The organism is Streptomyces sp. NPDC050560, assembly GCF_044457285.1.
Classification (GTDB): Bacteria; Actinomycetota; Actinomycetes; order Streptomycetales; family Streptomycetaceae; genus Streptomyces.
In genome coordinates this window covers 1-13,472 of record NZ_JBITGT010000015.1, presented here as the reverse complement: position 1 = coordinate 13,472, position 13,472 = coordinate 1, and the positions used below count along the sequence as shown (strand labels likewise).

The following is a 13,472-nucleotide window of genomic DNA, read 5'->3' as shown; positions in this document are numbered from 1 at the left end:
GGTCGCAGGAGGCGGCAGGGCCGGAGGTGGGGGTGCCGGAGGTGGGGGCTTCGGACGCGGCGTGCGGGGTGTGCGGCGCTGCGGGGGTCATGCGTCGTCCTCCTTGTCCGGCACGACCATGGTGCCGATCCCGTCGTCGGTGAAGATCTCCAGCAGGATGGAGTGCTGGACACGGCCGTCGATGACGCGCGCGGTGTGGACGCCGCCGCGGACGGCGGTGAGGCAGCCGCGCATCTTGGGGACCATGCCGCTGGACAGTTCGGGCAGCAGCCGCTCCAGTTCGCTCGCGGTGAGCCTGCTGATGACCTCGTCGCTCTGCGGCCAGTTCTCGTACAGGCCCTCGACGTCGGTGAGGACGATCAGGGTCTCGGCGCCGAGGGCGGCGGCGAGTGCGGCGGCGGCGGTGTCGGCGTTGACGTTGTAGACGTGGCCGTCGTCGGCGGAGCGCGCGATGGAGGAGACGACGGGGATGCGGCCGTCGTCGAGCAGGGTCTCGACGGCCCCGGTGTCGATCTCGGTGATCTCGCCGACGCGTCCTATGTCGACGGGCTCGCCGTCGATGACGGGCCGGTGGCGGGTGGCGGTGATGGTGTGGGCGTCCTCGCCGGTGAGGCCGACGGCGAGCGGGCCGTGGGTGTTGAGCAGCCCGACGAGTTCGCGCTGCACCTGTCCCGCGAGGACCATCCGTACGACGTCCATGGCCTCGGGGGTGGTGACGCGCAGCCCCGCCTTGAACTCGGAGACGAGGCCGTGCCGGTCGAGCTGGGCGCTGATCTGGGGCCCGCCGCCGTGCACGACGACGGGCCGCAGCCCGGCGTGCCGCAGGAAGACGACGTCCTGGGCGAAGGCCGCCTTGAGCTGGTCGTCGACCATGGCGTTGCCGCCGAACTTGATCACGATGGTCTTGCCGTGGTGGCGGACGAGCCAGGGCAGTGCCTCGACGAGGGTCTGCGCCTTGGGCAGGGCGGTGTGCTGGCGGGTGCTCATGGGGTGCTGGGTCCTTGGGTCGCGGGTCCCGTGCGGCCCGTCCCGGTCGGGGACGGGCGCGCGGCTCAGGAGGAGTACGCGCTGTTCTCGTGGACGTAGTCAGGGGTGAGGTCGTTGGTCCAGATGGTGGCGGCGGCTTCGCCCGCGGCGAGGTCGGCGGTGATGGTGACCTCGCGGTAGCGCATGTCGACCAGGTCGCGGTCCTCGCCGAAGGAGCCGTTCCTGCACACCCAGACGCCGTTGATGGCGACGTTCAGACGGTCGGGGTCGAAGACGGCATCGGTGGTGCCGATCGCGGAGAGCACCCGGCCCCAGTTGGGGTCCTCGCCGTGCACGGCGCACTTGAGGAGGTTGTTGCGGGCGATGCTGCGGCCCACGGTGACGGCGTCGTCCTCGGTGGCGGCGCCGGTGACGTCGATCCTGATGTCCTTGGCCGCGCCCTCCGCGTCGCCGATGAGCTGGCGGGCGAGGTCGGCGCAGACCTGCCGTACGGCCTCGGCGAAGACGTCCTGGGGCGGGGTGGTGCCGGAGGCGCCCGAGGCGAGCAGCAGCACGGTGTCGTTGGTGGACATGCAGCCGTCGGAGTCGATCCGGTCGAAGGTGGTGCGGGTCGCGGCGCGCAGCGCGGTGTCGAGGGCGTCCGCCTCCATGTCGGCGTCGGTGGTGAGGACGACGAGCATGGTGGCGAGGCCCGGGGCGAGCATGCCGGCGCCCTTGGCCATGCCGCCGACGCTCCAGCCGTCCCCGCCGGCGACGGCGGTCTTGTGGACGGTGTCGGTGGTCTTGATGGCGATGGCGGCCTTCTCGCCGCCGTGTTCTGAGAGGGCGGCGGCGGCCTTGTCGACGCCGGGCAGCAGCCGGTCCATGGGCAGGGTGGTGCCGATGAGCCCGGTGGAGGCGACGGCGATCTCGGCGGCGTTGTGGCCCAGCGCCTCGGCGGCCTTCTCGGCGGTGGCGTGGGTGTCCTGGAAGCCCTTGGGGCCCGTGCAGGCGTTGGCGCCGCCGGAGTTGAGGACGACGGCGGAGACGGTGCCGCCCTTGAGCACCTGGCGGGACCAGAGGACGGGGGCCGCCTGGACGCGGTTGGAGGTGAAGACTCCGGCGGCGGCGCGGCGGGGGCCGTGGTTGACGACGAGGGCGAGGTCGGGGCCCCCGCTCTCCTTGATCCCGGCGGCGACGCCCGCGGCCGTGAATCCGCGCGCGGCTGTGACGGTCATGGCATCTCCCTGGTGGCTGTGCGGCCTGCTGCGGGGTGGTGGCGGGCGCGGGTCACGGGGCGAGGCCGAGGGCGCCGAGGCCCAGGCCCTCGGGCAGGCCGAGGGCGATGTTCATGCTCTGGACGGCGCCGCCCGCGGTGCCCTTGGTGAGGTTGTCGATGGCGCTGACGGCGACGAGGCGCCGGGCGGCGGCGTCGTACGCGATCTGCACCTGTACGGCGTTGGAGCCCTGGACGGAGCCGGTGGCGGGCCACTGGCCCTCGGGCAGCAGGTGCACGAAGGGCTCGTCGGCGTACGCCTTCTCGTACGCGGCCCGCAGGGCGCCGCCGTCGGCGGCGGGGGTGGCGGGCGCGGAGCAGGTGGCGAGGATGCCCCGGGCCATGGGGGCGAGTACGGGGGTGAACGACACGGTGACGGGTGTGCCGGCGGCCGCGCTCAGGTTCTGTGCGATCTCGGGGGTGTGCCGGTGGGTGCCGCCGACCCCGTAGGGCGAGGCGGAGCCCATGACCTCGCTGCCGAGCAGGTGCGGCTTCGGGGTCCTGCCCGCGCCCGAGGTGCCGGTGGCGGCCACGACGACCGCCTCGGGATCGACGAGTCCCGCGGCGTGGGCGGGGAAGAGGGCGAGCGAGACGGCGGTGGGGAAGCAGCCGGGGACGGCGATGTGCCGGGTGTCGCGGAGCTGGTCGCGGGCGCCGGGCAGCTCGGGCAGGCCGTAGGGCCAGGTGCCGGCGTGCGGGGTGCCGTAGAACTTCTCCCAGTCGGCGGCGGAGCGCAGCCGGAAGTCGGCGCCCATGTCGATGACGAGCACCCCGGGGTCGAGCTGCTCGGCGACGGCGGCGGAGTGGCCGTGCGGCAGGGCGAGGAAGACGACGTCGTGTCCGGCGAGGACCTCGGGGGTGGTGTCCTGGAGCACCCGGTCGGCGAGCGGCGGCAGGTGCGGCTGGACGGCGCCGAGACGCTGCCCCGCGCTCGCGTGCGCCGTCAGGGCCCCGATCTCCACCTCGGGGTGCCCCGCGAGCAGCCGCAGCGCCTCCCCGCCCGCATAACCACTGGCACCCGCAACCGCGACCCGCACCACCATGGGACCTCCTCCTCGACGGCATGACTATACGTTCGTCGGCACGTTTATGCAATGGAGGAGGGGGGCGGGGGATCGGCCGCGGGGTGACCGAGCGGGCGGACACCAGCCGCCCTCCCGTCGGGGCTGTCCTCCCCTCGGAGCCGCCCCCCGCCGGGGCCGTCATGGCCGGGCGAGGTGGCGGACGGGGTGGCCGTCGGGGCCGGGGGTGAGCCAGGAGCCGTCGCCCAGGGGGTGCAGTGCGTACGGGTCGGCCGTCTCGGCGGCGATCTCGCCGACGACCGCGCCCGTATGCACGTCGAGCAGGTGGTGGCGGAACCACTCCCCCTCGTTTTCCGTCTCGCCGCCCACGGTGACGACGGCCGTGTCCGGGGTCAGATAGCCGCCGGACCACTCCATGAACGCCTCCCCCGGGTCGTGGCCGAGGTCCGCGACGGAGCGGGTGAGGAGCACGTCGCCCTCGGGGTGGCGGTGGAAGGCGGCGTCCGCCTGGCCGTGGTCGACCGTCATGAACTGCCGCCCGTCCGGCGCCAGGCCGATGAGGCAGCGGTCCGACCACGGGTACGGGGCGAACTCCGCCCCGCCGCCCGCCCCGGGCGCCCCGCGCAGGATGACGGAGCCGTCCTGGCCCTCGCCGATGTCGAGGTAGACGCTGCCGTCCACGGGGTGCACATGGTGGCCCGCGCCGTGCCCGACCGTCTCCAGTTCGCAGCGGGCGAGGACCCGCCCGCGGTCGGCGTCGTACACGACCCACTGGTCGGGGCGGCCGCGCCCCGCCATCGCGTCCGGCCGGTAGACCCATACGGTGCGGCCGTCCAGGGAGAAGGCGCAGCCGGGGCGGTGGCCGTGGCGCTCCCGCGAAGGCGGCTCGAAGTCCGATACCCAGACGGCCTCACCGGCGCCGGTGAGGCAGACGACGCCGTCCTGGGTCGTGTAGACGGCGCGCTCCAGGTCGGGCCGCACCGCCGACTCCACGACCTGGTCACCGGCCCGTGGCCGGAAGACCGCCACGGGCTCCAGCGCCCCGGGAGCGCCGGGCTCCGTCGGGCGGTAGGCGTGAATCCGCCCGTCGTGCAGGCGCGTGATGACCTTCGGAGGGGGCGCGGGGATCATCCGCCGAGGCTAGCCTGGGCGGTCCCCCGGACCGGCCGCACGGTCCCGGGCCGGGCCGGGGCGGGGCGTGCCGCGGCGGGGCGGGGCGTGCCCTGTCACCGAGGAGACAGAGAACGGCCCGCACCACGGGGGTGGGTGGTGCGGGCCGTCCGGGGAGGGGGGGTTCAGCCGACGACGATCGGGTCCACGAAGGTGCCGGGCCTCGTGGCGCCGGTCTGGTCGAGGAGGGCGCCGCCGTAGGGCCAGTCCAGGGTGACGTGGGTGGTCTCGTTGGGCGGGGTGACCAGGATCTTGGCCGGGACGAACGCCTTGGTGTCCGGGTCGTCCTTGGCGACCGGCAGGATGGTGAAGCTGACCATGGCCGTGTCGTCGCCCGGGTGCAGAGTGAAGGTGCTCGGCTCGGCCGAGGAGCGCTGGAGGTCCCAGGTCCGGCCGGAGTCGCTGACGAGGCGGACGCCGGGGAAGCCGTGCAGGGTGCAGGTGCGGTCGCCGCCGTTCTCCAGCCGGATGCCCACGTTCTGCTGCTGGGTGGTGTCCATGTCGGGGCGGCCGCCGTGCGGCATGTGGAAGGAGAACTTCAGCTCGCCGGTGTGGCAGCGGTCGTCCGAGGCGGCGGAAGAGTCGTTCGCCGTGTCGGCCTTCGTGCCCTTCCCGTCGTCCTGGGAGCCCTGCGAGCCCTTCTGGTCGTCCTGCGCGGCACCGCCGCCGGAGGAGTCCTTTGCCGTGCTCTGCGACGAGCCCTTGGAGGAGGCGTTCCCGGAGGACGGGTCGCAGGCCGCGGCGCCGGCGCCGACCGCGACCACTGCCAGCAGGACGGCGGTGCGGCGGGCGGCGCGGTTGAACGTGGCGGTCATGGTCTCCCCTTTTCCGGCGCCAGGACTTCGCCAGGCGCTCCCCGTATCGAGTGCGTTACGGGAGGTCTGATGCGCCGCCCCCGGGGCGAGTTCGGGAAACTGTGTCCGGACCCTGTAACAGCGACCGCCCGCAGCTCACACCCCCTCGCGGCCCACGCCCACGCGGCTCACACCGCCCCGCGGCTCACGCGCCCGCGTAGGCCGCGAGGTGTTCTCCCGTGCGGGTGGTGGGCGCGGCGACGAGTTCCGCGGGGGTGCCCTCGAAGACGACGCGGCCGCCGTCGTGGCCCGCGCCGGGGCCGAGGTCGATGATCCAGTCGGCGTGCGCCACGACGGCCTGGTGGTGCTCGACGACGATCACCGACTTGCCGGAGTCGACGAGCCGGTCCAGCAGGCCGAGGAGCTGTTCCACGTCCGCGAGGTGGAGCCCCGCGGTGGGCTCGTCCAGGACGTACACACCGCCCTTCTCCCCCATGTGGGTCGCCAGCTTCACCCGCTGCCGCTCGCCGCCGGAGAGCGTGGTGAGCGGCTGGCCGAGCGTGAGGTAGCCGAGGCCGACGTCGGCGAGCCGGTCGAGGACGCGGGACGCGGCCGGGGTGCGGGCCTCGCCCGAGCCGAAGAACTCCCGGGCCTCGGCCACCGGCATCGCCAGCACCTCGCTGATGTCCCGGCCCCCGAGGCGGTGTTCGAGCACGGAGGCGTCGAAGCGCCTGCCCTCGCACTCCTCGCAGGTGGTGGCGGTCCCCGCCATCATCCCCAGGTCGGTGTAGCGGACCCCGGCGCCGTTGCAGGCGGGGCAGGCGCCCTCCGAGTTGGCGCTGAACAGGGCCGGCTTCACGCCGTTGGCCTTGGCGAACGCCTTGCGGATCGGGTCGAGGAGGCCGGTGTAGGTGGCGGGGTTGCTCCGCCGTGAGCCGCGGATCGGGCCCTGGTCGACGGAGACCACCCCGGCGTCGGCGGGCAGCGAGCCGTGCACCAGCGAACTCTTGCCCGAGCCCGCGACACCGGTGACGACGACGAGCGCGCCGAGCGGGATGTCCACGTCGACGTCGCACAGGTTGTGCAGGTCGGCGCCGCGTACCGGCAGGGTCCCGGTGGGGGTGCGCGGGGTCTTCCTGAGGGCGGCGCGGTCGCCGAGGTGGCGCCCGGTGCGGGTGCCGGAGGCGCGCAGCCCCGCGACGGTGCCCTCGTAGCAGACGGTGCCGCCGTCGGCGCCCGCGCCGGGGCCGAGGTCCACGACATGGTCGGCGATCGCGATCGTCTCCGGCTTGTGCTCGACGACGAGCACCGTGTTGCCCTTGTCGCGCAGCCGCAGCAGCAGGTGGTTCATCCGCTGGATGTCGTGCGGGTGCAGCCCGGTGGTGGGCTCGTCGAAGACGTAGGTGACGTCGGTGAGGGACGAGCCGAGGTGGCGGACCATCTTGACCCGCTGCGCCTCGCCGCCCGAGAGCGTGCCCGCGGGCCGCTCCAGCGACAGGTAGCCGAGCCCGATCTCCACGAAGGAGTCGAGGGTGCGCCCGAGGGTGTCGAGCAGCGGCGCCACCGACGGCTCGTCGAGGCCGCGCACCCAGTCCGCGAGGTCGCTGATCTGCATCGCGCACACCTCCGCGATGTTCTTCCCGGCGATCCGCGACGCGCGCGCCGCCTCGCTGAGCCGGGTGCCGTCGCAGTCGGGGCAGACGGTGAAGGTGACGGCGCGGTCCACGAACTCCCTGATGTGGGGCTGCATCGACTCCCGGTCCTTGGCGAGCATCGACTTCGTCAGCCGCGGCACCAGGCCCTCGTAGGTCATATTGATGCCCTCGATCTTCTTCCGGACCGGCTCCCGGTGGAGGAGGTCGTGCAACTCGGTGGCGGTGTAGTCGCCGAGGGGCTTGTCGGGGTCGAAGTAGCCGGAGGAGGTGTAGAGGCGGTAGTTCCAGCCGCCCGCCTTGTAGCCGGGGATGGTCAGCGCGCCCTCGGCGAGGGACTTGGAGGCGTCGTAGAGCTGGGCGCGGTCGAGGTCGGTGACGGTGCCGCGGCCCTCGCAGCGCACGCACATGCCGCCGGTGCGGGTGTAGCTCACCCTGACGGCCTTCTGGCTGCCGCGCTCGACGGTCATGGCGCCGTGCGCCTTCACCGAGGGCATGTTGAAGGAGAACGCGTTGGGCGAGCCGACGTGCGGGCTGCCGAGCCTGCTGAAGAGGATGCGCAGCATGGCGCCCGCGTCGGTGGCGGTGCCGACGGTGGAGCGCGGGTCGCCGCCCATCCGCTGCTGGTCGACCACGATGGCGGTGGTCAGCCCTTCGAGCACATCGACCTCCGGCCTTGCCAGGGTCGGCATGAAGCCCTGGACGAAGGCGCTGTAGGTCTCGTTGATCAGCCGCTGCGACTCTGCGGCGATGGTGCCGAAGACCAGGCTGCTCTTGCCCGAGCCGGAGATGCCGGTGAACACCGTCAGGCGCCGCTTGGGGATCTCGATGCTGACGTCCCTGAGGTTGTTCACGCGCGCTCCGTGCACCCGGATCACGTCGTGGCTGTCGGCGGGGCCCTGGCCCGGGCGGGTCGTGCTGCTGGCCATCTCGTCCGTCCTTCGTCCGTTCCAGGGGGCGCACGCGCGGGCCGCGCCCCCGCGCGGGCGCCCGCGCGGTGCCGTCGACGGTACGAGGTCCGGCCGGTTCGCGCTTCTTCGATCCTGCCCCGTGGGGTTACGGGGCGGGCTCGGGGACGGCGGCGGGCTGGCGGGCGCAGTCGGGGCAGAGCCCGCGGTAGGTGATGTCGGCGGCGGTGACCACGAAGCCGAACCGCTCCGCGGGCGGCAGGTCGGCCAGCGGGGAGCCGGTGGGCCGTACGTCGCGGATGGTGCCGCAGCCCGAGCAGACCAGGTGGTGGTGGGGGCGGTGGGCGTTGGGGTCGTAGCGCCTGGCGCGGTCGTCGGTGGAGACTTCGAGGACCTCGCCGAGCGTGACCATCTCACGCAGTGTGTTGTACACGGTGGCCCGGGAGATCTCCGGCAGCAGCCGGGCGGCTCGGGCGTGGACCTCGTCGGCGGTGAAGTGGACGTGCTCGCCGTCGAGGACCTCCGCGACGACCCTGCGCTGGGCGGTCATGCGCCAGCCGCGCCCGCGCAGCCGTTCCCTCAGGTCACTCATCTCGGTTCACCTCATCGCCGGTCGCGCCACACCCGCCGCCGGGCCCTCCCCCGGGCGGTCTTCGCGGGGGGCGCGAACACCGCCGGGACGGGGCCCAGTGTCCGGAGAGCTGGTGCACTTCTTGACTTGGACTATGTCCATCGTAGGATCGGCTCCGGCACCGGCCAAGGGACCGGGGTGTCACCTGCGGCGGGAGCGGACGAGATGGCGGAGGCGTGGCACGGCCTGACCGGCCGGGTCCCCCGCCCGTGTCCGTCGCAGCGGGCACCCGCCGGCGTGCCACCGTCCGCAGTCCCCAGCACCGCGATCCATCCGGTCCGGAAGGAATTCCATGTCTGAGAACAACGACGCCCTCGTCACCGATCCGAAGACCGAGGAAGCGGGGGGCTGCCCCGTCGTGCACACCGCGCGTGCCCCGCACCCCACCCAGGGCGGCGGCAACCGGCAGTGGTGGCCCGAGCGGCTCAACCTGAAGATCCTCGCCAAGAACCAGCCGGTCGCGAACCCGCTCGGCGCGGACTTCGACTACGCGGCCGCGTTCACCGCCCTCGACCTGCCCGCGGTCAAGCGGGACATCGAACAGGCGCTGACCACCTCGAAGGAGTGGTGGCCCGCCGACTTCGGCCACTACGGCCCGCTGATCATCCGGATGGCCTGGCACAGCGCGGGCACGTACCGCATCAGCGACGGCCGGGGCGGCGCGGGCGCCGGGCAGCAGCGGTTCGCGCCGCTGAACAGTTGGCCCGACAACGCCAACCTGGACAAGGCGCGCCGGCTGCTGTGGCCCGTGAAGAAGAAGTACGGGCAGAGCCTGTCCTGGGCCGACCTGCTGATCCTCGCGGGCAACGTGGCTCTGGAGTCGATGGGGCTCGACACCTTCGGCTACGGCGGCGGCCGTGCGGACGTCTGGGAGCCCGAGGACGACGTCTACTGGGGCCCGGAGACCACCTGGCTCGGCGACGAGCGCTACACCGGCGACCGGGTCCTTGAGGACCCGCTCGGCGCGGTCCAGATGGGCCTGATCTACGTCAACCCCGAGGGCCCCAACGGCAACCCCGACCCGCTGGCCGCCGCCCGCGACATCCGGGAGACCTTCGGCCGGATGGCGATGAACGACGAGGAGACCGTCGCCCTCATCGCGGGCGGCCACACCTTCGGCAAGACGCACGGCGCCGCCCCCGACAGCAGCGTCGGCGACAACCCGGAGGCCGCCCCGATCGAGCAGCAGGGCCTCGGCTGGCGCAACTCGTACGCCACGGGCAAGGGCGCGGACGCCATCACCTCGGGCCTTGAGGTGACCTGGACCAGCACCCCGACCCAGTGGGGCAACGGCTTCTTCGACAACCTCTTCGGGTACGAGTGGGAGCTGACCCAGAGCCCGGCGGGCGCCAACCAGTGGAAGCCGAAGGACGGCGCGGGCGAGGGCACCGTCCCGCACGCCCACGACGCCGACCGCAAGATCGCGCCCGCGATGCTCACCACCGACCTGGCGCTGCGCTTCGACCCGATCTACGAGCCGATCTCCCGCCGCTTCCACGAGAACCCCGCGGAGTTCGCGGACGCCTTCGCGCGTGCCTGGTACAAGCTGACACACCGCGACATGGGCCCGCGCTCGCTGCTGCTCGGCCCCGAGGTGCCGCAGGAGACCCTGCTGTGGCAGGACCCGCTGCCCGCGGCCGAGGGCGAGCCGCTGACCGCGGGGGACATCGCCACGCTCAAGGAGAAGGTGCTGGCCGCCGGGGTGTCGGTGGCGGACCTGGTGTTCACCGCGTGGGCGTCGGCGTCCACGTTCCGCGGCAGCGACAAGCGCGGCGGCGCCAACGGCGCCCGTATCCGGCTGGACCCGCAGCGCGGCTGGGAGGCCAACGACCCGGAGCGCCTCACCGCCGTGCTCACCGCCCTTGAGGGGGTGCAGCGGGAGTTCAACACCGGCGCCCGCAAGGTGTCGCTCGCCGACCTGATCGTGCTCGGCGGCTCGGCCGCCGTGGAGAAGGCCGCGCAGGACGCGGGCCACAGCGTCGAGGTGCCCTTCACGCCCGGCCGTGTGGACGCCGCCGAGGAGCACACCGACGCGGACTCGTTCGCGGCGCTCGAACCGGCCTCCGACGGCTTCCGCAACTACGCGGGCAAGGGGACCCGGCTGCCCGCCGAGTACCAGCTCGTGGACCGCGCGAACCTGCTCACGCTGAGCGCGCCCGAGATGACGGCGCTGGTCGGCGGCCTGCGGGTGCTGGGCGCGAACGCGGGCGGCTCCACCGCCGGCGTCCTCACCAAGGCCCCCGGCAGGCTCACCAACGACTTCTTCGTGAACCTGCTCGACATGGACACCCCCTGGCGTCCCGTCGCCGGTGAGCCCGGCAGCTACGAGGCCGTCGACGCGTCGGGGAACGTCGTGTGGACGGGGACCAGGGCGGACCTGGTGTTCGGCTCGAACTCCGAGCTGCGGGCGCTCGCGGAGGTCTACGCGAGCGACGACGCGAAGGAGAAGTTCGTACGTGACTTCGTCGCCGCCTGGGCCAAGGTGATGGACCTGGACCGCTTCGACCTGGACTGATCCCCCGGGTCCTGACGCGCAACGGCTGCGCCCGCCCCTCCCCCGCGCCACGCGGGAGGGGCGGGCGCAGCCGTGTGCGGGGCCCTTCTGGGGCGGGAATCCGCCGGGTCCCTTCGGCAGCAGGTTGGACGCGAGATATCTTGATGTCGAGCAATGTTGCAGTCGTGGAGACGGAGCGGAGCACCAGGTGACTGACTCGACCATCATCTATACGCACACCGACGAGGCCCCGGCCCTGGCGACGTATTCGTTCCTGCCCGTGATCAAGGCGTACGCGGGCACCGCGGGTGTGGCCGTGGAGACCCGGGACATCTCGCTCGCCGGCCGGATCATCGCCGTGTTCCCCGAATACCTGGACGAGAGCAGGCGGATCGACGACGCGCTCGCCGAGCTGGGCGAGCTGGCCGGGACCCCGGGCGCCAACATCATCAAGCTGCCGAACATCTCGGCGTCGATCCCGCAGCTCAAGGCGGCCATCGCGGAGTTGCAGGAGAAGGGCTACGCCCTCCCCGGCTACCCGGACGAGCCCAGGACCGACGAGGAGCGCGAGATCCGCGCCCGCTACGACAGGATCAAGGGCAGCGCGGTCAACCCGGTCCTGCGCGAGGGCAACTCCGACCGGCGCGCCCCCGCCTCCGTGAAGAACTACGCCAGGGCGAACCCGCACCGCATGGGCGCCTGGTCGGCCGAGTGCAGGACCAATGTGGCGCACATGGAGGGCGACGACTTCCGCAGCACCGAGAAGTCCGTGGTGATCGCCGAGGACGGCGCCCTGCGCATCGAGCTGCTGGGCGACGACGGCAGCACGACGGTGCTGCGCGAGTCGGTGCCGGTGCTCGCCGGTGAGATCGTCGACGCGGCCGTGCTGCGGGTCGCCGCGCTGCGCGAGTTCCTGACCGCCCAGGTGGCCAGGGCCAAGGCGGAGGGCGTGCTGTTCTCCGTGCATCTGAAGGCCACCATGATGAAGGTCTCCGACCCGATCATCTTCGGCCATGTCGTACGCGCGTTCTTCCCGAAGACGTTCGCCGAGTACGGCGAGGTGTTCGCGAAGGCGGGCCTGACCCCGAACGACGGGCTCGGCGGCATTCTCAAGGGCATCGAGGCGCTGCCCGAGGGCCAGAAGATCAGGGAGTCCTTCGACGCCGAGCTGGCCGAGGGCCCCGAGCTGGCCATGGTCGACTCGGACCGCGGCATCACCAACCTGCACGTGCCGAGCGACATCATCGTGGACGCCTCCATGCCCGCGATGATCCGCACCTCGGGCCATATGTGGGGCCCGGACGGCGGCGAGCACGACACCCTCGCCGTCATCCCCGACAGCAGCTACGCGGGCGTCTACCAGACCGTCCTCGACGACTGCCGGGCGCACGGCGCCTTCGACCCCTCGACCATGGGCTCGGTGCCCAACGTGGGCCTGATGGCGCAGAAGGCCGAGGAGTACGGCAGCCACGACAAGACGTTCGAGATCCCGGTCACCGGCACGGTACGCGCGGTCGACGCGAGCGGCACCGCGGTGCTCGAACAGACCGTCGGCGCGGGCGACATCTTCCGTATGTGCCAGACCAAGGACATCCCGGTGCGCGACTGGGTCAAGCTGGCCGTCACCCGGGCCCGCGCCACCGGCGACCCCGCGGTGTTCTGGCTGGACGAGACCAGGGCGCACGACGCGCGGCTCATCGAGAAGGTGCGCGCGTACCTGCCGGAGCACGACACCGAGGGCCTGCGGATCGAGATCTTGTCCCCCGAGGACGCGACCGCGTTCTCGCTGGAGCGCATCCGCCGCGGCGAGAACACCATCTCGGTCACCGGCAACGTACTGCGCGACTACCTGACCGACCTCTTCCCGATCCTGGAGCTGGGCACCAGCGCCAAGATGCTGTCGGTGGTGCCGCTGATCAACGGCGGCGGCCTCTTCGAGACCGGCGCGGGCGGCTCGGCGCCCAAGCACGTACAGCAGCTCGTCAAGGAGGACTACCTGCGCTGGGACAGCCTCGGCGAGTTCCTGGCCCTTGCGGTCAGCTTCGAGCAGTTCGCGAAGACCACGGGCAACGCCCGCGCCCAGGTGCTCGCGGACACCCTGGACCGCGCCACCGGCACGTTCCTGACCGAGAACAAGTCCCCGAGCCGCAGGGTCGGCGGCATCGACAACCGCGGCAGCCACTTCTACCTGGCGCTCTACTGGGCGCAGGAGCTGGCGCGGCAGACCTCCGACGCGGAGCTTGCGGAGGCGTTCGCGCCGCTCGCCAAGGTCCTCACCGAGCAGGAGTCGACGATCGTCGACGAGCTGATCGCGGTCCAGGGCAAGCCCGCGGACATCGGCGGCTACTACCAGCCCGACCCGGAGAAGGCGGCGGCGGTGATGCGCCCGTCGAAGACCCTCAACGCGGCGCTGGCGCAGCTCTCCTGACGGCGGCTGCCACCGCGGTGTGCCCGGGGGGGGGGGGGGCCCCCCCCCCCCCCGCGGGCGCCGCGGGGGCGCCCGCCCCCCCCCCGGGGGGCAGCCAGCCCCCCCCCCCGGGGAGGTCCGCGGGGGTGGGG

9 protein-coding genes are annotated in these 13,472 nt (G+C 72.9%); 2 read left to right on the top strand and 7 right to left on the bottom strand.

Features of this window, described 5'->3' with window-relative positions; translation table 11 throughout:
• Positions 1–87: 87 nt before the first annotated feature.
• The 7 genes from argB to ACIBIW_RS29375 all read right to left on the bottom strand — a co-directional run bounded on the left by argB (position 88) and on the right by ACIBIW_RS29375 (position 8,380).
• Positions 88–987, bottom strand: a complete 900-nt coding sequence (gene argB / locus ACIBIW_RS29405) for an acetylglutamate kinase (protein ID WP_399340305.1) — start codon at positions 985–987, stop codon at positions 88–90.
• A gap of 65 nt (positions 988–1,052) precedes the next feature.
• Positions 1,053–2,204 carry a bifunctional glutamate N-acetyltransferase/amino-acid acetyltransferase ArgJ gene (gene argJ / locus ACIBIW_RS29400; RefSeq protein ID WP_399340303.1) on the bottom strand — a complete coding sequence of 384 codons (1,152 nt, stop codon included), beginning with the start codon at positions 2,202–2,204 and terminating at the stop codon, positions 1,053–1,055.
• A 52-nt stretch (positions 2,205–2,256) separates the two neighbouring features.
• Positions 2,257–3,285 carry an N-acetyl-gamma-glutamyl-phosphate reductase gene (gene argC, locus ACIBIW_RS29395; RefSeq protein ID WP_399340301.1) on the bottom strand — a complete coding sequence of 343 codons (1,029 nt, stop codon included), beginning with the start codon at positions 3,283–3,285 and terminating at the stop codon, positions 2,257–2,259.
• 159 nt (positions 3,286–3,444) lie between these two features.
• Positions 3,445–4,395: a hypothetical protein gene (locus tag ACIBIW_RS29390; protein ID WP_399340299.1), complete on the bottom strand. Its 951-nt coding sequence runs from the start codon at positions 4,393–4,395 to the stop codon at positions 3,445–3,447.
• 164 nt (positions 4,396–4,559) lie between these two features.
• Entirely contained in the window at positions 4,560–5,249 is a 690-nt protein-coding gene (locus tag ACIBIW_RS29385) for a DUF4232 domain-containing protein (protein ID WP_399340297.1), read from the bottom strand.
• A 184-nt stretch (positions 5,250–5,433) separates the two neighbouring features.
• Entirely contained in the window at positions 5,434–7,809 is a 2,376-nt protein-coding gene (locus tag ACIBIW_RS29380) for an ATP-binding cassette domain-containing protein (protein WP_399340296.1), read from the bottom strand.
• 127 nt (positions 7,810–7,936) lie between these two features.
• A complete protein-coding gene (locus ACIBIW_RS29375; RefSeq protein WP_399340294.1) occupies positions 7,937–8,380 on the bottom strand; it encodes a Fur family transcriptional regulator in 444 nt (147 codons plus the stop codon).
• 331 nt (positions 8,381–8,711) lie between these two features.
• On the opposite strand from ACIBIW_RS29375, the gene katG reads away from it, so the two are divergent.
• Together katG and ACIBIW_RS29365 are read left to right on the top strand one after the other, a co-directional pair.
• Positions 8,712–10,934, top strand: a complete 2,223-nt coding sequence (gene katG, locus ACIBIW_RS29370; RefSeq protein ID WP_399340292.1) for a catalase/peroxidase HPI — start codon at positions 8,712–8,714, stop codon at positions 10,932–10,934.
• A 187-nt stretch (positions 10,935–11,121) separates the two neighbouring features.
• Positions 11,122–13,341: an NADP-dependent isocitrate dehydrogenase gene (locus ACIBIW_RS29365; RefSeq protein WP_399340291.1), complete on the top strand. Its 2,220-nt coding sequence runs from the start codon at positions 11,122–11,124 to the stop codon at positions 13,339–13,341.
• Positions 13,342–13,472: the final 131 nt, after the last annotated feature.

Coding starts and splice junctions, on each gene's coding strand:
- argB (WP_399340305.1), bottom strand. CDS start 987: ATGAGCACCCGCCAGCACACCGCCCTGCCCAAGGCGCAGACCCTCGTC.
- katG (WP_399340292.1), top strand. CDS start 8,712: ATGTCTGAGAACAACGACGCCCTCGTCACCGATCCGAAGACCGAGGAA.
- argJ (WP_399340303.1), bottom strand. CDS start 2,204: ATGACCGTCACAGCCGCGCGCGGATTCACGGCCGCGGGCGTCGCCGCC.
- ACIBIW_RS29385 (WP_399340297.1), bottom strand. CDS start 5,249: ATGACCGCCACGTTCAACCGCGCCGCCCGCCGCACCGCCGTCCTGCTG.
- ACIBIW_RS29380 (WP_399340296.1), bottom strand. CDS start 7,809: ATGGCCAGCAGCACGACCCGCCCGGGCCAGGGCCCCGCCGACAGCCAC.
- ACIBIW_RS29375 (WP_399340294.1), bottom strand. CDS start 8,380: ATGAGTGACCTGAGGGAACGGCTGCGCGGGCGCGGCTGGCGCATGACC.
- ACIBIW_RS29390 (WP_399340299.1), bottom strand. CDS start 4,395: ATGATCCCCGCGCCCCCTCCGAAGGTCATCACGCGCCTGCACGACGGG.
- argC (WP_399340301.1), bottom strand. CDS start 3,285: ATGGTGGTGCGGGTCGCGGTTGCGGGTGCCAGTGGTTATGCGGGCGGG.